Origin of the sequence: Blautia sp. HCP3S3_H10_2, from assembly GCF_052122375.1 — a bacterium.
In the GTDB taxonomy this organism is placed as follows: Bacteria; Bacillota; Clostridia; order Lachnospirales; family Lachnospiraceae; genus Blautia_A.
On sequence record NZ_JBQKCL010000011.1, the window covers coordinates 122,294 to 139,415 of the forward strand.

19 protein-coding genes and 1 pseudogene are annotated in these 17,122 nt (G+C 43.3%); 1 reads left to right on the forward strand and 19 read right to left on the reverse strand.

Annotated elements, in window-relative coordinates; genetic code table 11:
* Positions 1 to 8 precede the first annotated feature (8 nt).
* From ACTQWB_RS13035 to ACTQWB_RS13070, 8 genes are all read right to left on the reverse strand, one after another.
* On the reverse strand, positions 9 to 1,346 hold the full coding sequence (locus ACTQWB_RS13035; protein ID WP_002584323.1) for a virulence-associated E family protein: 1,338 nt from the start codon (positions 1,344 to 1,346) through the stop codon (positions 9 to 11).
* Complete coding sequence (locus ACTQWB_RS13040; protein WP_002584324.1) at positions 1,315 to 1,959, reverse strand: CHC2 zinc finger domain-containing protein; 645 nt, start codon at positions 1,957 to 1,959, stop codon at positions 1,315 to 1,317. Before ACTQWB_RS13040 ends, ACTQWB_RS13035 begins: the two co-directional genes overlap by 32 nt.
* A gap of 65 nt (positions 1,960 to 2,024) precedes the next feature.
* Positions 2,025 to 3,605: a MobQ family relaxase gene (gene mobQ, locus ACTQWB_RS13045; protein ID WP_002584325.1), complete on the reverse strand. Its 1,581-nt coding sequence runs from the start codon at positions 3,603 to 3,605 to the stop codon at positions 2,025 to 2,027.
* A 196-nt stretch (positions 3,606 to 3,801) separates the two neighbouring features.
* Positions 3,802 to 4,347: an AAA family ATPase gene (locus ACTQWB_RS13050; protein WP_002584326.1), complete on the reverse strand. Its 546-nt coding sequence runs from the start codon at positions 4,345 to 4,347 to the stop codon at positions 3,802 to 3,804.
* A gap of 214 nt (positions 4,348 to 4,561) precedes the next feature.
* The gene (locus tag ACTQWB_RS13055; protein ID WP_441501972.1) at positions 4,562 to 6,022 is read right to left on the reverse strand and encodes an Lsa family ABC-F type ribosomal protection protein; all 1,461 of its coding nucleotides are present in this window, start codon (positions 6,020 to 6,022) and stop codon (positions 4,562 to 4,564) included.
* A 746-nt stretch (positions 6,023 to 6,768) separates the two neighbouring features.
* Positions 6,769 to 7,065: a DUF3847 domain-containing protein gene (locus ACTQWB_RS13060; protein WP_173877598.1), complete on the reverse strand. Its 297-nt coding sequence runs from the start codon at positions 7,063 to 7,065 to the stop codon at positions 6,769 to 6,771.
* Entirely contained in the window at positions 7,058 to 7,399 is a 342-nt protein-coding gene (locus ACTQWB_RS13065; protein WP_173877597.1) for a DeoR family transcriptional regulator, read from the reverse strand. The genes ACTQWB_RS13060 and ACTQWB_RS13065 overlap by 8 nt, the downstream gene beginning before the upstream one ends.
* A complete protein-coding gene (locus tag ACTQWB_RS13070) occupies positions 7,396 to 7,584 on the reverse strand; it encodes a hypothetical protein (protein WP_441501971.1) in 189 nt (62 codons plus the stop codon). The genes ACTQWB_RS13065 and ACTQWB_RS13070 overlap by 4 nt, the downstream gene beginning before the upstream one ends.
* A 483-nt stretch (positions 7,585 to 8,067) precedes the next feature.
* Here ACTQWB_RS13070 and ACTQWB_RS13075 point away from each other — a divergent pair, with 483 nt between their 5' ends.
* Positions 8,068 to 8,874, forward strand: a complete 807-nt coding sequence (locus ACTQWB_RS13075) for a helix-turn-helix domain-containing protein (protein WP_002584331.1) — start codon at positions 8,068 to 8,070, stop codon at positions 8,872 to 8,874.
* A 118-nt stretch (positions 8,875 to 8,992) separates the two neighbouring features.
* Here ACTQWB_RS13075 and ACTQWB_RS13080 read toward each other — a convergent pair whose 3' ends face one another.
* From ACTQWB_RS13080 to ACTQWB_RS13130, 11 genes and pseudogenes are all read right to left on the reverse strand, one after another.
* Positions 8,993 to 9,484 carry a nucleotidyltransferase domain-containing protein gene (locus ACTQWB_RS13080; RefSeq protein WP_002584332.1) on the reverse strand — a complete coding sequence of 164 codons (492 nt, stop codon included), beginning with the start codon at positions 9,482 to 9,484 and terminating at the stop codon, positions 8,993 to 8,995.
* 51 nt (positions 9,485 to 9,535) lie between these two features.
* Positions 9,536 to 9,913, reverse strand: coding sequence for a TnpV protein (locus tag ACTQWB_RS13085; RefSeq protein WP_002584333.1), 378 nt, complete (start codon positions 9,911 to 9,913; stop codon positions 9,536 to 9,538).
* Entirely contained in the window at positions 9,873 to 10,145 is a 273-nt protein-coding gene (locus ACTQWB_RS13090) for a helix-turn-helix domain-containing protein (protein WP_002584334.1), read from the reverse strand. The genes ACTQWB_RS13085 and ACTQWB_RS13090 overlap by 41 nt, the downstream gene beginning before the upstream one ends.
* Before the next feature lie 154 nt (positions 10,146 to 10,299).
* A complete protein-coding gene (locus ACTQWB_RS13095; RefSeq protein WP_005426591.1) occupies positions 10,300 to 10,458 on the reverse strand; it encodes a Maff2 family mobile element protein in 159 nt (52 codons plus the stop codon).
* 241 nt (positions 10,459 to 10,699) lie between these two features.
* Positions 10,700 to 12,001, reverse strand: a pseudogene (locus tag ACTQWB_RS13100) (VirD4-like conjugal transfer protein, CD1115 family); the annotation flags it as partial.
* A gap of 61 nt (positions 12,002 to 12,062) precedes the next feature.
* Positions 12,063 to 12,242, reverse strand: coding sequence for a transposon-encoded TnpW family protein (locus ACTQWB_RS13105; protein WP_441205985.1), 180 nt, complete (start codon positions 12,240 to 12,242; stop codon positions 12,063 to 12,065).
* 226 nt (positions 12,243 to 12,468) lie between these two features.
* Positions 12,469 to 13,659 carry a VapE domain-containing protein gene (locus tag ACTQWB_RS13110; protein WP_441502025.1) on the reverse strand — a complete coding sequence of 397 codons (1,191 nt, stop codon included), beginning with the start codon at positions 13,657 to 13,659 and terminating at the stop codon, positions 12,469 to 12,471.
* Positions 13,660 to 13,717: 58 nt separating this feature from the next.
* Positions 13,718 to 14,401 (reverse strand): CHC2 zinc finger domain-containing protein, encoded by a 684-nt coding sequence (locus ACTQWB_RS13115; RefSeq protein ID WP_441501970.1) that lies wholly within the window; start codon positions 14,399 to 14,401, stop codon positions 13,718 to 13,720.
* Positions 14,402 to 14,417: 16 nt separating this feature from the next.
* Positions 14,418 to 15,641 (reverse strand): serine/arginine repetitive matrix protein 2, encoded by a 1,224-nt coding sequence (locus tag ACTQWB_RS13120; protein WP_441501969.1) that lies wholly within the window; start codon positions 15,639 to 15,641, stop codon positions 14,418 to 14,420.
* 347 nt (positions 15,642 to 15,988) lie between these two features.
* Positions 15,989 to 16,381, reverse strand: coding sequence for a GNAT family N-acetyltransferase (locus tag ACTQWB_RS13125; RefSeq protein ID WP_441501968.1), 393 nt, complete (start codon positions 16,379 to 16,381; stop codon positions 15,989 to 15,991).
* A 39-nt stretch (positions 16,382 to 16,420) separates the two neighbouring features.
* Positions 16,421 to 16,954 (reverse strand): GNAT family N-acetyltransferase, encoded by a 534-nt coding sequence (locus ACTQWB_RS13130; RefSeq protein WP_441501967.1) that lies wholly within the window; start codon positions 16,952 to 16,954, stop codon positions 16,421 to 16,423.
* Positions 16,955 to 17,122 lie beyond the last annotated feature (168 nt).

Below are 17,122 nucleotides of genomic sequence, written 5' to 3' on the forward strand. Positions count from 1 at the left end.
TGTCCTTTTCAGAATGGAAGCTCCATCTGTTCTGTGACCTCCACAAAACCGTCCATCGTTTTTTCAGACGGGTTGCCGGAGTCCGTTGCCGGGTTTTCACGCTCCCAGCCCTTTTGTCTGCCATATTCGGAAAACATTCTTGGGTTTGGGAAGTACCGCCAGCTGGAAATGCACTGGTTCATAATCTCGTTGATTTCCCGGATTTCCCATTGCTTCGGCTCGTCAAAAGCATGGTTCAAGGCTTCCTTATAGAGCTGCTTGGAGCAGACCATGCTCCCGGTGTATTTATCAAGATACGCCTGTATCATCCCGGCTTTGGTGTCCTCCGGCATAAAATCCCGCTGGTGTTCTTTGAGATACCGCTGCATGGCGGGGCTGAAAGCCAGCTTGAACCTGCCGCTTTTATAAATCTCCATCGCTTCCGCCCACATCTGCCCGATATAGGCTCTGGAAGCGGCTTCATCCTCCAAAATGTGAACTTCCGCCTGCTCCGGGTACACCATGACCGGGATAAAGCGGCGGTTGCCGGAACGGTCAAGGGGCAGGAAGTCAAGGGCATTGGAAGTGCCGCCAAACACGCACTGACGGGGGCGGTCTGCCGGGTGGGTTTCATAAGGTATCTTGTAGACCTCTTTCTGCCGGCTTAAAAATGACTTGATTTCCTCAATGCTCTTGGCGTTGGCGGTTGCCATCATTTCCGACATTTCAATAATCCAGTGACCTTGCAGCTTGCGGTACACATTGTCATCGTCCAGCTTCCGCAAATCATCGGAGAACCACTCGTCCCGGACTGCCAGCAGCCGGAAGAAGGTGGACTTTCCAGCCCCCTGACCGCCTACCAGACAGAGCATGATTTCAAACTTGCACCCCGGCTGAAAGGCTCGTGAGATTGCACCCAGCAGGAACAGCTTCAACGCTTCATAGGTGTAATCGTCTGCGTCAGCCCCCAGAAAGTGCCGCAGGCAGAAGCGGATTCGCTCTGTCCCGTCCCACACAAGGGTATTGAGATAGTCCCGGATGGGATGGTACTTGTTTTCATTCGCCACAATCCCGATGGCGTTATCAATCTTTTTCTCATTGGTAAGCCCGTAGGTTTCTTCCAGATAAAGAAGCAGATACTTCATGTCCGTATCGTTCAGGGCGGTGCTTTCTCTGTGAAAACCGATGGGCTTTATGATGTCCTTGCGGTCAGTCAGGATGTTGTATGCGATAGCCCCTGAAAGCAGAGGGTCACGTTGGAATACGGTCAGGCAGTTCCGTATGCTCTGACGGACACCGCCTTTCTCGGTGGTTTCCAGCCCCGCCTTGATTTCCTCAACGCTCTGGGGCGGCTGCATGGCGTTCATAGTGTTTTTTAGTTCTTGCTGCGTCTGCGGCTGCAAGTTCTGCCATTCGCTGTTCAAGCTGTATCACATCCTTTCCGTAGTCCGTAATCAAATCCGCTTTTTCCTCTGTTTCCCCGAACAGCAGCACATCCAGCAGATATTCCACTTGGGCTTGCTTCTGTAAGGCTTCCACAAACCGGGGATGAAAGGCTTCCTCCGGGGAGTGCGGGGCGTAGTCCGTTCTCCATGCCATCAGCAGATGGAGATAATCGGCAAGAATACGGAAGCAGCGATTCTTTGCTTCCTGAAACTGTTCCTCCGGGGATTTCTGCCGGGTCTTGGGCTTTTTTACCTTTCCCGGCGGTTTCCAGTCCTCATAGGAAAGCCCGAAGTCCTGTGCCAGCTGTACGGCGGCTTCTTTCTTTCCCAGCCCATACAGGGCGGCGGCAAAATCAATCACATCCCCATCCGCACCGCAGCCGAAGCAATGGTAACGCCGATCCAGCTTCATGCTTGGGGTTTTATCGTTATGGAACGGGCAGCAAGCCATCCCGTTCCGACCTACATGGATTCCATAATACTCCGCAGCCTGTCTTGTTGTGACGGACTGCTTCACAGCTTCGAATACATTCAAATCTATCCCTCCTTGAAAATAAGAAAAGCACCTGACATTCTCTAATTGAAAATGGCAAGTGCCTGTTAAAGTTCCATATCCTGTTGTCTGTGTTTCTCCTGTGCCGGGGCGGTTCTTTGTGCTTTTTTCTCGTCAGTCTTATCCTGCAAGACTTCTTTGATGGGCTGCTTCTTGGGCGGCTCTTTGCTTTCCTCTGTGCCGGGTGTGGCTTTCCGTACCCAGTAGCGGATGTCCCGCAGCTTCTTCAAATCCTCCTGTACCTCGGTCAGTGGTACTTTCAGCTCTGCGATTTCGCTGAGAAGCGTTTCCTGCTCCTGTTGCAACTCATTTTTCGTTTTATCCTTATCGTCCGGGTGCTTGGCAAGGTAGTCAGCGGCTTTCTCATACCGGGCAACCTCCGGGTGTTCCTGTTTGAATTTCCCCTTTATTTTCTTAAAAAATATCTTCTGGTACTTCTCATAGACAGCCTTACATTCCTTGCAGTCTGTCCGGCTGGCAAGAATCCCGTCAATCACTTTGCTCCGGGCTTCCTTTGGCTTCATCTGATTGCGGTAATCTGCGGCTGATTTCCCGGAAGATTCCAGAAACGCTTCTAAGTCCTCCACAGTGGAAAGCCCCTTTTGCCGGAGATAGGACAGGGCTTCGCTGACTGCCTTTAAGTCCTGTGAAGTTCCCCGGTTCTGTCCAGCCCTTGTCCAGTCCTTCCGTTCTTCCTTTCGTATCTCCATATACTTCATCAGCAGATTGGGAAGAAGTGTCGCTTCCTCCGCCGCCTTTTGTGCAAGCAGCTCCTTCCGTTTTTCTCCCAGCTCGGTAATCCAGCCTTTGAGGTTTTGGATAAGCTGCCGGATGGACTTCATCAGGCGGTTGGCGGCTCTGATTTCCCGGTTCAGGTTGCCGATATTCGTCTGGATACCTCGCTTTTCCATCTGCCGGACAGCAGTCCCCTCATGGACAGTGGGGACTATATCAAGCCCCTGTCTGGCATAGGAACGCAAGTCCACACGCTCCGGGCGGTCATTGGCGTCCAGATAGCGGTTCTGGATAACCTCCCATTCATGCCGCCAGATTTCACAATACTTCTGGTCGTTCCAGTCCACCGTATCCTCCTTGTGGCTTTTCCACCTGCCGGACGGCAGCTTTATCCGTTCCCCATTCTCGTCAAGGTCATAAACCTTGCGGCTCTTGGGAAGCCATTTTCCATGTTCATCCATTGCCCGCATGGTCAGCAGGACATGGGCGTGGGGATTGTGTCCCGGCGGATGGGGGTCATGGATGGCAAAATCAGCAATCATGCCTTTGGAAACAAACTGCTGTTCACAAAACTCCCGTACAAGGACAGCGTACTGGTCGGGCGGTATCTCTCTGGGAATGGTAAGCACCCACCGCCTTGCAAGCTGGGAGTTCCATTGCTTTTCCACCGCTTCGGCGGCATTCCATAAAGTATTGCGGTCTGCATATTCCTGTGGAGCATTTGCCGGGAGCAGGATTTCATTGTGGACGATACCACGCTTTTCCGGGTAGTGCTTTACTTGCTGGTCGTATTCACAGAACAGCTTTTCGCCGCTTTGGTAAGCAGCGGCGGCAACCGCAGACTGCCGCTGGCTGCGCTGAACAATCGTGATTTCGTTGTGTGGACAAGGCATTTCGTGTCCCTCCTTTCGCTAATTGGTGGATGGGGTGGCGTTTTACCACCTCATTTTGGGCAGAAAAAAAGCAGGAGACCTTTTTCAGATTTCCTGCTCGGTGTGCCACTGTGTGAGCGGCGGGTATTTAGTTGTAAAAGTTCGGGACAAGTTGACCCGATGTAAAGCTAACAAACTGGAATTGCACCAAAACAATCTAAGACAACAACGCTGCCCTACTTGCGATTTTTTCTTGTACTGCGGAAACAGTTTCTTGAATGGAATAAGTGGTCGTATCTATAACATTCGATTCATATATTCCCAGATTGCAAAATTGCTCCCACATGGTTTCTACCAATTCGATATTTGTCTTTCGGTCTAACTTTGAGCGTTCAACAGCTCGCTTCAAGGTTTCTTCCTTACTTGCCCTTAAAATAATATAATGCACCTCATAATGTTCCCGAACAAGACTTTGCCACGGCTTTAAAAACCACGGTCCGATAATACCGTCAACAATTACATCATATCCACCACGAGCATATCGCTTCGCAGCTTCTAAAAACGCTTCAATGACAATCAAATTTTGCTCATTTGATTCTGGCAAATGCGGTGGTATTGCCCCTTTACTCAAATAATGATAAAAGTCATCTGTGTGCATATGCACAGACTTTTCCAAATCTGATTCTTTTGCAACAGCAGATGCCGTTGTAGTTTTTCCTGTCCCCGGCGCACCTGTGATTACAATAATTCTACCTTGATTCATCTATATTTTACCTCCACAAATTACGATTTTCTTAATTCTACAAACTGGAATTTGAGTCTCTGTAAAGCTGGAATTAACCCATACAATTATTTTAATTTAGAGGTTCTTACGCAATTATCCGTATTTTGTAATTTTTCAATACTGGAATGCCAGTGTAAATCAGCATTCTCCATTTTTATTAAAGCGAAAAACGTAAAATTGCGGAAGAACCAATTTAGATATTCACAATTTTACTTGCCACAGTATCTCGAAAAACACTGTCATGTTCTACCAGGAGCATGGTCGGGGCAAACTCCGTTATGAGTTGTTCAATCTGCATACGTGAGTACACATCAATAAAGTTGAGCGGTTCATCCCATACATACAAGTGTGCCTTTTCACAAAGGCTTTTCGCAATTAGGACTTTCTTCTTTTGCCCGCCAGAAAAGTCTTTAATATCCTTTTCAAACTGTACACGCTCAAAGTCCATTTTCCTAAGAATTGCCTTGAACAAACTTTCATCAAGGTTGTTTTCTTCTGCAAACTCGGAAAGGGTTCCACATAAATACGATGTATCCTGTGGCACATAAGAAATTACAAGCCCAGAGCCAAGTGTTACTGTACCCGTATAATCTATGGACTGCCCGACTACCAACTTTAACAGGCTACTTTTGCCACTGCCGTTCTTTCCATCAAGCACAATGCGTTCTCCCTGTCTTATTTCAAACGAAACGGGTTCACAAACTGAAATGCCATCATAATAAACTACTACATTCGATAATGATGCAAGCAAATCTGTATGGTAATTAAGCGGTTGTATCTTGAGGGCTTCTGCGGTTTCCATATTTTTCAGCAATGCTGATTTTTGTTCGATTGTCTGTTGTTGTCTCGCTTCTATAGATTTTGAACGCTTCATCATTTTGGCGGCTTTATGACCGACATAACCTTTATCTGCTGCCCCAATTTTGGAAGCTTCTACACGTTCAGACCATACTGCAGCGCGTTTTGCCGACTGCTGTAATCGTCTGATGTCCTTTTGCAAACGTTCGTTCTGAGCCAGTTCAAATTCTTGCTGTCGCTCAAAATTTGACATCCATGATGAAAAGTTTCCGCTTTGCACTTCGATATTCGCTCGGTTAATCGATAGAATATGGTCAACACAATCGTCAAGAAAGCGACGATCGTGAGAAACTAAGATGAATCCCTTTTTCTTTTTCAGATATGCCGCCACACTTTTTCTCGCTTTGGCATCCAAATGGTTGGTAGGTTCATCAATCAGTAGGAAATGCCCTTCATTAAGAAAAAGAGCGGCAATCAAAACCTTTGTCTGCTCTCCGTTGGAAAGTGTTTCAAAAGGTCGCCAAAGCACATCGACATCAACATCAAGATAAGAAAGTTCTCGCATAAGTTCCCATTCTTCCGCAAGTGGGCAAATCTCCTGCAATATATCCTCTGTAATACGATTCTTATCTGAAACGGGATAAGGAAAATAATCAAACTGTACGGATGATAGGATTTTTCCACTATACTCATATTTCCCAAGCAGAAGATTCAGAAAGGTTGTTTTACCTCGTCCGTTTCTGCCCACAAAACCAAGCTTCCAATCGGTATCAATCTGGAAACTGACATTTTCAAAAACATTATCATAACTTGTCGGATATGAAAACGTAAGGTTTTCAATTTTAATCATTGACATAAATATTATCCTCCTTTGCATGTCATACGATACAAAGTCGGTTCGGTGAATGTTTACTACGTATAGATTTCACCAAAAGGAACCGACACTATACGGAGTGAATCATGTGTAACTATCTGTTATGCACTATTCATAAAGCACCTCCAAAACAAAATAAGAGCCACAAGAAAGTTTATCCTTGCAGCTCGTCATAGCATAAAATAACACCACTAAGCAAAAGTGGCAACAGCACTATATTGAGTAAGATAGACATATAACTTTCTTGCAATAGACACAATAATGCCAAAGTATAGCACTACCGCATATTTTGATTTTATTTGCAAGAAAAGTTAATCATCTTCCCACCTCTTTCTAAATTTCAAAATATTATACCATAAATCGCAGGCAAATACAAGTGGTTATAAAAATTTAACAAATCGCTTATAATACAATCATATAACTTTACGCATTCCTTACTGACCGTAAAATTCCGATTTATTGCTGACTTTATTATACTTTATTGCCTATCGAAAAGATAGCATATTTTATGAAACTTGTCGGCTGGGAACAGCTTGCAACGCAAGGTGTCCCCAGATGACAAGTCCACAAAAGGGTAGCTGGCGGTAGCCAGCGCAGGGGAAGCGTAGCGTCCCCTGTATGATTTGGAGCAGACCATGACTGCGAAAAATCACAGCCCTCCGGCAAGGAGCCTTCGGAGAACGCAATGCACCAACCTTTGGGTGGTGTATAATTGCGCCCTTAGTAAACTAAGGGGTTTCCGGCTTCTCCCGTTCCAGCAGTTTTTTCAATAGTTCCTGCATGTCCTGTCTGTGAAAAATGAGTTTCAACAACAGCATGACATCATCATCTGTCAGACGTTCCGGTTCTTGCAGAAAACTTTCCAGCATACCGCCACGGGTACAGAGCCGGTGCGTCCGTTCCTTTCGGGTAAGCTGTTTCAACTGGTGCTGCAATGCCTTTTCATCATTGATGGCTTTCCGCAGTTTCTTTTCGCTTTTTTCCAACTCCCGATTGAGTTTTTCCAGCTTTGAGGTATCAGGCAAGGGCAGCGTCCTCCTTTCCCGGTATCAGAACATAAATCCTGTTTGGTTCTCCAACGCCCTGACGCACCCGCATGATAAGTCCGGCGGTTTCCAGTTCATTCAAAGAACGCTTGACCGTCATGGGGCTGCGGGACAGGACTGCGGCAATGGCTGTGACAGGGAAGCACACAAACAGGATTCCGTTCTCGTCCTCCTGTCCTTTGGACAGCATATCGTCCAGCATCCGGCAGTACATGACCTTTGCGGTGCTGCTGACTGGAAATCCTGTCAACGCTATGGGAAAGGGCATACAGGGCGGCAATGGTGTGTCTATCGTCATAAATTCAAAATTCATTCGGTGTGTTCCTCCTTTTTCTTTGCTCGTTTGGATAAATAACGGGGGCAGTCAATCACAACCGCCCGGAAGCTCTGCTTGCACCCATGCTTGCATTTCCGGCATAATTCGTTGTAAGTGACACGCCCCCGGTCATTGAGGTAAAAAGAAAGCTCATGCTTCCTCTTTTTGCTCATTCTCGGCATATTGCGTTTCCTCCCGTTTTAGTGTATAGTTTCGGGGCGATTTTCGGCAAAATTACGGTCATAGAGCCGTCTAAAATCTCCAGAAGTATCAGCAATAGGGTAGACTATCCCCCTATCAGATTGTCGTGTTTCGGTATCATTTCGGTATCAGTTCGCCAGTTCTCCCCGGTGTCGTTCCTCCCCTGAATCTCACAGCGGCGTATTGCTCCCTTTGGTACGCTCGTTTCGGTCAGGGTTCCTCCATATCCCTGCCAAAAGTCATGGCGCTACATCGCCGGGGAAGCATATCCCACACAGGCTGGTCATTCGATTGGAATAATCCATCGATGAACTACCTGTATCATAGAACATTTTTGTGCCCTGTGCCGTATGTCCACAAAGTAGGAATTAAGGGTAAAAATCAGAAATTTCCACGATTGCGGAAAGTATGATATAATCCAGTTAAGCGGCAGTAATGAAACCGCCGGAAAGGAGCGTGCGCCCATGAAAGGAGCGACAAGCATACAGGAACGCCTTTGGGAACTCCGCAAGGACAAAGGCTTAAATCTGGAAGAATTATCAGAGCTGACGGGCATTTCCAAATCAGCTCTTGGCAGTTATGAAAAAGAGGATTATAAGGAAATCAATCATGGCAACCTTATCACGCTGGCAGACTTCTATGGGGTTTCCGTTGATTATCTGCTGTGCCGGACAGAGAACCGGGAGCAGATCAACACGCCACTAACAGAGCTGCATTTGAATGATGAGATGGTGGCACTTCTGAAAGGCGGTCGGATTAACAACCGTCTGCTCTGTGAGCTTGCCACTCATAAGGACTTTATCAAGTTTCTTGCGGACATTGAGATTTATGTAGATGGGATTGCCACCATGCAGATTCAAAACCTCAACGCCCTTGTCGATACTGTCCGGCATGAAATCATTGAACGGTATCGCCCCGGCGAAGACGACCCGCATTTGAAAGTGCTGCAAGCCGCCCATATCAGCGATGATGAATATTTCAGCCACATGGTTCTTGATGACCTCAATCTCATTATCCGGGATATTCGGGAAGCCCACAAAAAGGACAGCGAGAGTGCGCCCCAGACCACCGTTGCCGATGAATTGAAAGAAAATTTGGAAGCGGTTGAAAATTTCAAGGGCAGTCGGGATGAAAAGCTGGTTGTCCTTTACTGCAAGCAGCTCGGCATCAACTATAAAAATCTGTCAGACGAAGAATTTCGCTGGCTCATTCGGATTCTACAAAAATCAAAGAAAACAGGAACTCCTATCAGTCAAAGGAAAAAACGGTAAAGAAAAACCGCTGTTGCATGGTTGTGTTTGCTTCCATGTAGCAGCGGTTGGTGCTATACTTATTCAGTTAAAATTTCAAAGCGATAAAGTGGAATTTATCTTAGAAATTACAGCAATGTTATTTTGATAAACTTTCAAGAATTGAAATATCATGCTTATCTTTATCTCTTAATTCATAACCTGAATGGAAAACTCTTTGGCCTTTTAAGGATATACAAGGAATTGTTTTTCCTTCAAAAAAAGCACTACCAAAGTAATCTTTTTCAAACTCATACCAGCCACCCTCTAAATCAGCTTGTTTTGAAGTTCCGTCCTCACTTAAAACGAACGGGTGAATGTCTAAGTAACCAAGTTCATCACTATATAACTCTATTCTAACCGGTTTCCAGTCTGTATCAATTTTATAGCCCAGATTCAAAAGCACATTTAACAATTTTTCCGTATGTTGAGCATCAAAATTTATATCTATATCTCTATGAATTCTTGTTTGTTTACCAGCTAAAATATCTACACCCCATCCGCCATCCAACCAGTATGTAATTCCAGTATTTTCGAATAATTCTATTACTTTCATTAAATCTTCTTTTGTTGTTATTTCTTTTCTACCCATACAAAGTCTCCTTTACAACTTCTAATTTGTAATAATCATTCTACCATACCGTTATGAATAAATCATCTCATGTAAAACAATTTCTTCTGCCCGGTTGTGAATGTTATTGCAACGCTGCACCCATTCCATTTGACGGGTACGCTTCAATTCCTCGGTCACGCCCTCGGCAGCTTTCATCTGCTCCATGATGGTGTCTAACCGTTTCTGTGCCTGTTCGTTCAGGTCTGCAAGATATGTCCACAATTCCCCGGTCAGGGTCAATGTGTGTAATCTGGCTGGGCAGACTTCTCTTAAATATTCCCGGTGCATCCGTCCGTACTTTCCGATGGGGCGGTGTTCCTCCGGCAACTTCAAGTCCGGGATGTAGTAATCTCCAACAAGGATATAATCAATTCCGTTTTCTTTTATTCTTGGTTTCAATTCGCTCATGTTCCTTACCTCCTGTGGAAGCAGGCTCGTCTGGTACTAACTCAATCACATCGGTAATCTCACAATTCAGCGTTTCGCAGATACGGGCTAATGTATCCATGCTGATGTGCTTTCCCTCTTTGCTCATGTTGGCAATCATATTTGTTGTCATACCAGCGGCAAGCCTTAAATCCTCTTTTCTCATATCACGCTCTAACAGTGTGTGCCAGAGTGGTTTATAGCTGATGTGCATATTGTTTTCCTGCCTTTCTATCCATACCACCGGAGCGGCTGCCCCGGCAGGAACTTTTCTCTTATTATAGCACCAATCTTGTGAAATCACAATTTATTCTTGTAGCCTGCCGCTGATACCGTCTGGATTGGCTTTTCCTTTCTTTTTGTTCCCTTTAATTAGCCATGAACTGTTTTATTCCTTGTGACTTTGCACCCGGATTGTCCGTTCCATATCCTTCCAGCAGATTGATCACTCCCCAGGCTGCAAGTCCGGCTCCGATCGCACAAACCAATGTTTTTAAGGTCGTAATTGCCGTTGTAAAAAATGCCATAAGTGTACCTTTGGAAAACTTACATTTTCCAGTCCTTTCTTAGATTTTTTCCAGAAAGGGAAGAAAACACTATATAAACCCTGCCTTTTGTGCTACACTAAGCATAGGATTTTCTACTTGGAAAATTCCTCACACGTACAGTCGGTATATTCATTTTCGTCGATGGATACCGACTGTTCCTTTTTTCCAAATTATTCATGATTTCCTCCCATAATCCACTTCCCGACAATTTGTCGAGAAGTTACATCTGATACAGTTCCACTTCATCCTCTGATTTTAGTATCAGATTAGTACTCAGATATTTTTCAATATCAAAAGTATTCTTTTTGTCATAATCGGACAGATATTTGTAGTTTTTATGTTTGCAAATATCGTATTTATTTGAGAAAAATGGTCTGACACCTCTCACCTGCAGAATACATTTTCCCCCGTCCATGACTGCTATTTCATCCTGGCTCATCAACTCCTTTCCTGTTTTCTGGTAGTTCATTCCATAAGACCGCTGACTGCCTCTCGTATCCGATGTGTTATAAAGATCTATGGTTTCTTTTCCCAGGATCTCCGCTATTTCCTTTAATGTCGTTTTTTCCTTTCCACCCAGGAATAAGGTCGTATCACAGTTCCCTTCGATGGTATCAGCATTATCCTTATAAATTGCCTTAAGCTGAGACTTTGACTGCAAAATAATAGAAGCTGAGATTTCCCGGCTTCTAATCGTAGCAATCAGTTTTTCAAATTTTGGAATTTGTCCGATGTTCGCAAACTCGTCTAGGAGACACCTCACATGAATTGGAAGTCTACCTCCATATACATCATCAGCTCTGTCACAGAGCAGATTAAAAAGCTGTGTGTACATAATAGAAACAATAAAATTAAAGGTATCATCGGTATCTGAAATAATAACAAACAATGCTGTTTTCCTGTCACCGACCAAATCCAGTTCCAGTTCGTCATAACTCATAAGCTCCCGCAGTTCCGCAATATCAAAGGGTGCGAGTCTTGCACCACAACTGATCAGAATAGATTTTGCTGTCTTACCGGCAGCCAGCTTGTATTTTTTGTACTGCCTTACCGCAAAATGGTTCGGGTCTTTCTGCTCCAGTTCATCAAACATCATATCTACTGGATTCTTGAAATTCTCATCATCTTCCCTGGCTTCTGACGCATTAATCATTGCAAGCAAAGTATTGAAATTCTTTTCCTCTTCCCTACCTTCATACCAGATATAACCGATCAGGGCACAATAATAAAGTTTTTCCGCCTTTACCCAAAAATCCTCACCCGATTGCTGCCCTTCACCTTTGGTGTTAGCAATAATGGTTGTTACCAGTTTTAGAATATCTTTTTCACTGCGGATATATACAAATGGATTATAGTGCATGGATTTTTTGAAGTTAATTGTATTCAAAACTTTGATTTTATACGGTTCGTATATAACTTTTCCCTCTTTGTCCCGCACGATTTTTCCATTCTCATCCGTCATCGGACTGCCTTTTGCCAGCATACTGCCAACTTCCAGAAGCACAGTTCCCTTCGGAAGCGTTTTGTCAATACAGAGAATGATAATTCACTATAAAAAATGTTCGTTTTAATGATTAACTGGCTTAGAAATTGCCAGCAACCACTTCCTGACGTATTAAATTCTTTATTCTGTCCTCTACTGTTACCTTTTTCGCATTGTTGAAGAACACCCCGACAAGGTAAGTAGTATTGCCGATTCTCGTCTTAAAATTACCGCCATCTATATAATTTGCTTTGTTTTCCACCGTTTTCTCTTCTTGCATTCGCTCCGCTCCTTTCCCAAATTCCCCCTACAAGGGAAAGGGTAACAAAAAAGGTAACATGACCGAAAAGACTTCTCAAATCACCGCTACCTATACTTGCTACCCGTATTTTATTTATTTTTCTATTTTCTTGTTACTTTTGTTACCTTTCATAGAAAACCCAGTAAAATCAATGCTTCCACTGGGTAACAACATAAGTAACAACAAGGTAACTTCATCAATTTTGTTACTTAAATGGTATCTCCAATTCCAACTGTTTCGGTATTTCCATAAAACCATCGCTGTCCGCTTTGTCGGGGATCTCCTGAGACGAACCGACACGCACCCAACCTCGTTGCTTGCCATAATCTCCGAAATGCATTGCTCCATCACTCATAACCCAGTCGGTCACAGAATTGTTCATAATATCACAAATCTGCTTTAGTTCAATCCTCTTAGGTTCGTAATCTCTGTGAAGGGCTTCTTTCCACAACAGTTTAGAACAAACCCTGTCTCCTTTGAAATCATCAAGAAAGGCAAGTATCATTCCGGCATCAGCATCTTCCGGCATAAACTGCTTCTGATAATCTTTCAGGTATTCCGCTGATTCCTTGCCAAGCATCAGCCTGAACTCTCCTGATCTGAATATCTCCATAGCTTCCGCCCACACCTGCTCGATATATTCCCTTGAACTTGCTTCATTATCAAGAATATGGCACTCTGCTCTCTCAGGATAGACCATGACCGGCATAAATCGTCTGTTACCGGTACGATCAAGCGGAAGCGTATCCATAGCGTTGGAAGTACCGCCAAACACGCACTGTCTCGGTCTGTCCTTTGGCTGTGTCTCATAAGGTACTTTATAAATATCACTCTGCCGGCTGATAAAAGACTTAATATCCTCAATGCTCCTGGCACTGGCAGTCGCTATCATTTCCGACAGTTCTATGATTAGATGTCCTTGCATTTTACGGAACACATTTTCATCATCAAGTTTTTTCAGATCATCAGTAAACCATGAATCATTCATGGCAAGGAACCTGAAAAATGTGGACTTTCCGGCTCCCTGACCACCCACCAGTATCAGCATATACTCAAACTTCGTCCCTGGGCGAAACACTCTTGAAATAGCCCCCAACAAAAGAACTTTCATTGCTTCGTAGGTATAGACATTCCTATCCGCTCCAAGAAAGTGATACAGCACATCTTTGATACGCTCTTTTTTGTCCCACACTAAGGAATTGAGTTTTTCCTGAATCGGGTGATACTTGTTTTCCATAGCGACCACATTGATTGCCGATTTTATCTTTTTCTCCGTGGTCAGACTGTAATTCTCTTCAAGATACAGCATGATATGGTCTATGTCAGAATCAGTCAGCACAGGGCTTTCCCGATACCACCCTAAGTCTTTTACAATGTCGTTCCGATCTGTCATCATGTTGTAACGAATAACACCCTTGAACTTCGGATCATTCTGCAATACTGTAACAACATTCCTAATGCACTGCTTCACAGCTCCTTTGTCTGTTGTGATTAACTGTTCTCTGATTTCTGCGATACTCACTAACTTTTCGTTCAATATCTGCCACCCCCTTTCCCAAATCTTTTACCAGCATTTCTTTTTCTTCCTCTAATCCCCATAGCAAAGTATCAAGCTGATATTGCACCTTAGGCAGATTCTGCACCGCTTCCTCATACCTTGCATCAATTTCATCAATGCTTTTCGGTTTGAAGTCTCTCTCCCATTCTTTTAACAAATGAAAATAATCAGATAACACACGATAGGTCTTTGTTTTAGCTTCTTCCAGTATCTGCATTGGAGATTTTTCTCTCCTGACCGGCTTTGGTGGAGACCGCACCGAACTGTCATAAGCTATTCCAAATTCATCAGCAATCTGCATAGCTGCATCTTTGGGAGAAAGGTTATAATACTTAGCAACAAAATCAATTGCATCTCCCTTTTCCCCGCAACCAAAGCAAAAATATTTTTTATCCATCGGCTTTACTTTCATGCTCGCTGTCTTATCCTGATGAAACGGACACTTGCACATATTACCCCGATTGAAAACAATACCGGCCCGCTCCATAACCGCCCTTGCGGTCACTCGTTCCTTTACTTCATCAAATACTCCCATAATATCCTTTCCGGACAATAAAAAAGCATCTGTCTCTCCAGTCATGGATAACAAATGCTCCTTAAAGTTCCATATTCTTTTTTCTGATAGGCACGTCTCGTTTCTGCTCATCTTCCCTAATTTGCTTCTGCATGGCTTTCAATTTTTCCTGAATAGATACCCTTGCGTGCTCCTTGATCTGCTCCTTTGCCTTAGTCTTATTCTTCGGCTCATTCAGGGCAGAAATAATATTGCCAAGAAGAACCTGAGACGCTTTCTCCAGTCGGAAAACAATCGCATTTACGACTTTGGAAGCTACCGACTTAGAACTGTCGCTGAGTTTCTCCTTCGGCTGTTTCTGTAACAATTCTCCGTAATCTTTTACTACATCAACATCATGCTTCACAGTTTCCTCTTTCACACGCTCTATGACAACCTCACAAGCCTTTTCATAGGCAAGGTCAACTGCTTCCTCAACAACTGCGTTTACGTCCTCTATCTTCATCATAAGCCCGTCTAAGATGGCTTGCTTCTCGTCAATACGTTTCTGCTGGTTCATGATAATAAAATCCTGCTTCTCCAAATAGCTCACACCACCATAGACCGGTTCAATGTCAATATCCAATCCGTGTTTCTGACATATGCTAATGAACAGCTTTCTGCACTCATCATCAAAGACCATCTTCCGATTGTTGTACTTTCCCTTTTTCTCATTCGGCTTCGGAAGTTCAAACCCTAATTCTTCCAATGCCTTATCCTGTTGGGGACATAATTCTCCATACTGGTTCAATGCGTCAAAAACGTGCCTTTCATGGATATGCGGAGTAGCTTCATCAAGATGTAAAGCCCAGTCCAAAATATGTACATGAGAACCATATCTCTTATTAAATTCCTCAAAGTATTCTGCGCTAATCTGAGCAAGCACATCGGCTGAAACTGTTCCGTCAATGTTTCCAAGCTGTAATAAAGTTTCTTCCGGACACGTTTTGTTATTTTCGAGAATACCATCAATCGTTTTTACACGGTCATAGTGCCTTGCCTTTCGATTTCTTTCATTCTGACCGTCCACATGATCTGAATAATTCTCAACATAGTAGGCTTTCTCCACTTCCGAAAAAGTGAACCTTGCCCTTTCGTTCTCATCATTCGGCAGACTGTATCCCTGATAGCAGTCCCAATAGACATTGAATTTCGTCCTCTCTGCGTCAATATGCTCACTATTCTCCACATCAAATCTGCGGTCATTATGCTTTGCATCGTAAGTCCCATGCTTACCTGATCTTCCATTATGTCTAGTTGCTTTCATAACCATCTTCCTTTCATATTCTGACAAAAAAAGACCAAGTAAATTTCTCTACTCAGTCTGTTAATAGCAACAATATTTAATTATTTTCCCGAAGGGAACAGCAACGAAGTTGCCAAAACTTGTGAAGCTCTGCTACAAGTAATACCCAGTACTTAGTGGCGAAACGCCACTAACTGGGCAATGGTTGCACCCTTGACCTGCTAAGGTGCTTCGCCCTTAACCCGAGCGGAGTCTTTCTCCTGCACCTTGCGTAAGGATCTGCCTTTACAATCCGACAACCTGAAATTTTCCAGTGCTCGATTTTGAAGTTAACACAATGCTTGTATATGATTGAACCCTCGTGATATTTAATTGCTGCTAAAGGTTTCCATTTGTCCACAAAGCATATTATAGAAACCGAATTTATCGTAAAACGGCTTTAAACTTTCTTCAAAAACAACAGAAATCATATATATGCGTTTTTCTTTCAGATACATAATCATCTTATTCATCAAATCGGTGCCAACACCTTTGCCTTGATAATCCGGATGAACCATCAAATCTTGAATGTAAGCATCTGTAACACCATTTGACACACAATCAATATATCCAACCAGTTCATCTTTTACATAAACGGCGATATGATAATATGATTTCATCAAAGGGTTTGTATACTCATTTTCCATTCTGTTCCAACCTACAGATTCACGCAAATCTGATAAGGCTTTTGCTGATACGGTTTCGTTGTATTTGTATATCATTTCATATTTTCCCTTCTGCCTCACAAATCCGAATTTTCATCAAAACTTCAAATACCAGAATATTGCTGTTGAATCAGACCAAGGTTTGGAAAAATTTTTATAAAGCATAGTATTTACTGCTCCAATAACAAATCCACATTTTGAATAAAATCTACATGCTAACAAATTATTATCCTGCGTTTCTAAAGCCAGACCATCTAACTCCTTGCCTTTTGCCCATTCAATAGCTTTCTGTATTAAAGCAGTTCCAACTCCTTTTCCTCTGCTAGTTCTCGACACACATATATCCTCTACTAAAGCATACTTATTCCAATCTTTTTTTAAGACTATTTGACCAATACATTCTTTGTCGGAATATGCCAAAAAAACTTCCCTATCAGGATTTTCAATATAAAGTGAATAGTCACAATCTTCATTAGGATATGAATGTAAATACGAATAGTCATAGATTTCTTCTGTATAAGTCCATTCATCATTAACAAATGTCGGTTTGAGTTTGCCTATTATTTCAAATGGCTCATTAGCCTTGTTCATATCTTTTAAAGTGTCGGAATTCAATTTCACAATTTCCATATAATACCTCGTTAAATATTTATAATCTGTTTTTGATACTCAACAGAAACTTCAAATTGAACAAAATCGCTGCGCGATGGCCTGCCAAGGCTGTGGCGCAGTTTTACTGTTTTTTTATTAAAAAGGCAGTTGATTCTTCTTTAAAATGTATTTATTGTTAAGTTACCA

What these genes read in the sequence shown, in the direction of transcription:
- ACTQWB_RS13035 (WP_002584323.1), bottom strand. Translation starts at nt 1,346, where the DNA reads ATGAACGCCATGCAGCCGCCCCAGAGCGTTGAGGAAATCAAGGCGGGG.
- mobQ (WP_002584325.1), bottom strand. Translation starts at nt 3,605, where the DNA reads ATGCCTTGTCCACACAACGAAATCACGATTGTTCAGCGCAGCCAGCGG.
- ACTQWB_RS13050 (WP_002584326.1), bottom strand. Translation starts at nt 4,347, where the DNA reads ATGAATCAAGGTAGAATTATTGTAATCACAGGTGCGCCGGGGACAGGA.
- ACTQWB_RS13055 (WP_441501972.1), bottom strand. Translation starts at nt 6,022, where the DNA reads ATGTCAATGATTAAAATTGAAAACCTTACGTTTTCATATCCGACAAGT.
- ACTQWB_RS13065 (WP_173877597.1), bottom strand. Translation starts at nt 7,399, where the DNA reads ATGAATTTTGAATTTATGACGATAGACACACCATTGCCGCCCTGTATG.
- ACTQWB_RS13070 (WP_441501971.1), bottom strand. Translation starts at nt 7,584, where the DNA reads ATGCCGAGAATGAGCAAAAAGAGGAAGCATGAGCTTTCTTTTTACCTC.
- ACTQWB_RS13075 (WP_002584331.1), top strand. Translation starts at nt 8,068, where the DNA reads ATGAAAGGAGCGACAAGCATACAGGAACGCCTTTGGGAACTCCGCAAG.
- ACTQWB_RS13080 (WP_002584332.1), bottom strand. Translation starts at nt 9,484, where the DNA reads ATGGGTAGAAAAGAAATAACAACAAAAGAAGATTTAATGAAAGTAATA.
- ACTQWB_RS13085 (WP_002584333.1), bottom strand. Translation starts at nt 9,913, where the DNA reads ATGAGCGAATTGAAACCAAGAATAAAAGAAAACGGAATTGATTATATC.
- ACTQWB_RS13090 (WP_002584334.1), bottom strand. Translation starts at nt 10,145, where the DNA reads ATGCACATCAGCTATAAACCACTCTGGCACACACTGTTAGAGCGTGAT.
- ACTQWB_RS13095 (WP_005426591.1), bottom strand. Translation starts at nt 10,458, where the DNA reads ATGGCATTTTTTACAACGGCAATTACGACCTTAAAAACATTGGTTTGT.
- ACTQWB_RS13105 (WP_441205985.1), bottom strand. Translation starts at nt 12,242, where the DNA reads ATGCAAGAAGAGAAAACGGTGGAAAACAAAGCAAATTATATAGATGGC.
- ACTQWB_RS13110 (WP_441502025.1), bottom strand. Translation starts at nt 13,659, where the DNA reads ATGATGACAGATCGGAACGACATTGTAAAAGACTTAGGGTGGTATCGG.
- ACTQWB_RS13115 (WP_441501970.1), bottom strand. Translation starts at nt 14,401, where the DNA reads ATGACTGGAGAGACAGATGCTTTTTTATTGTCCGGAAAGGATATTATG.
- ACTQWB_RS13120 (WP_441501969.1), bottom strand. Translation starts at nt 15,641, where the DNA reads ATGAAAGCAACTAGACATAATGGAAGATCAGGTAAGCATGGGACTTAC.
- ACTQWB_RS13125 (WP_441501968.1), bottom strand. Translation starts at nt 16,381, where the DNA reads ATGATATACAAATACAACGAAACCGTATCAGCAAAAGCCTTATCAGAT.
- ACTQWB_RS13130 (WP_441501967.1), bottom strand. Translation starts at nt 16,954, where the DNA reads ATGGAAATTGTGAAATTGAATTCCGACACTTTAAAAGATATGAACAAG.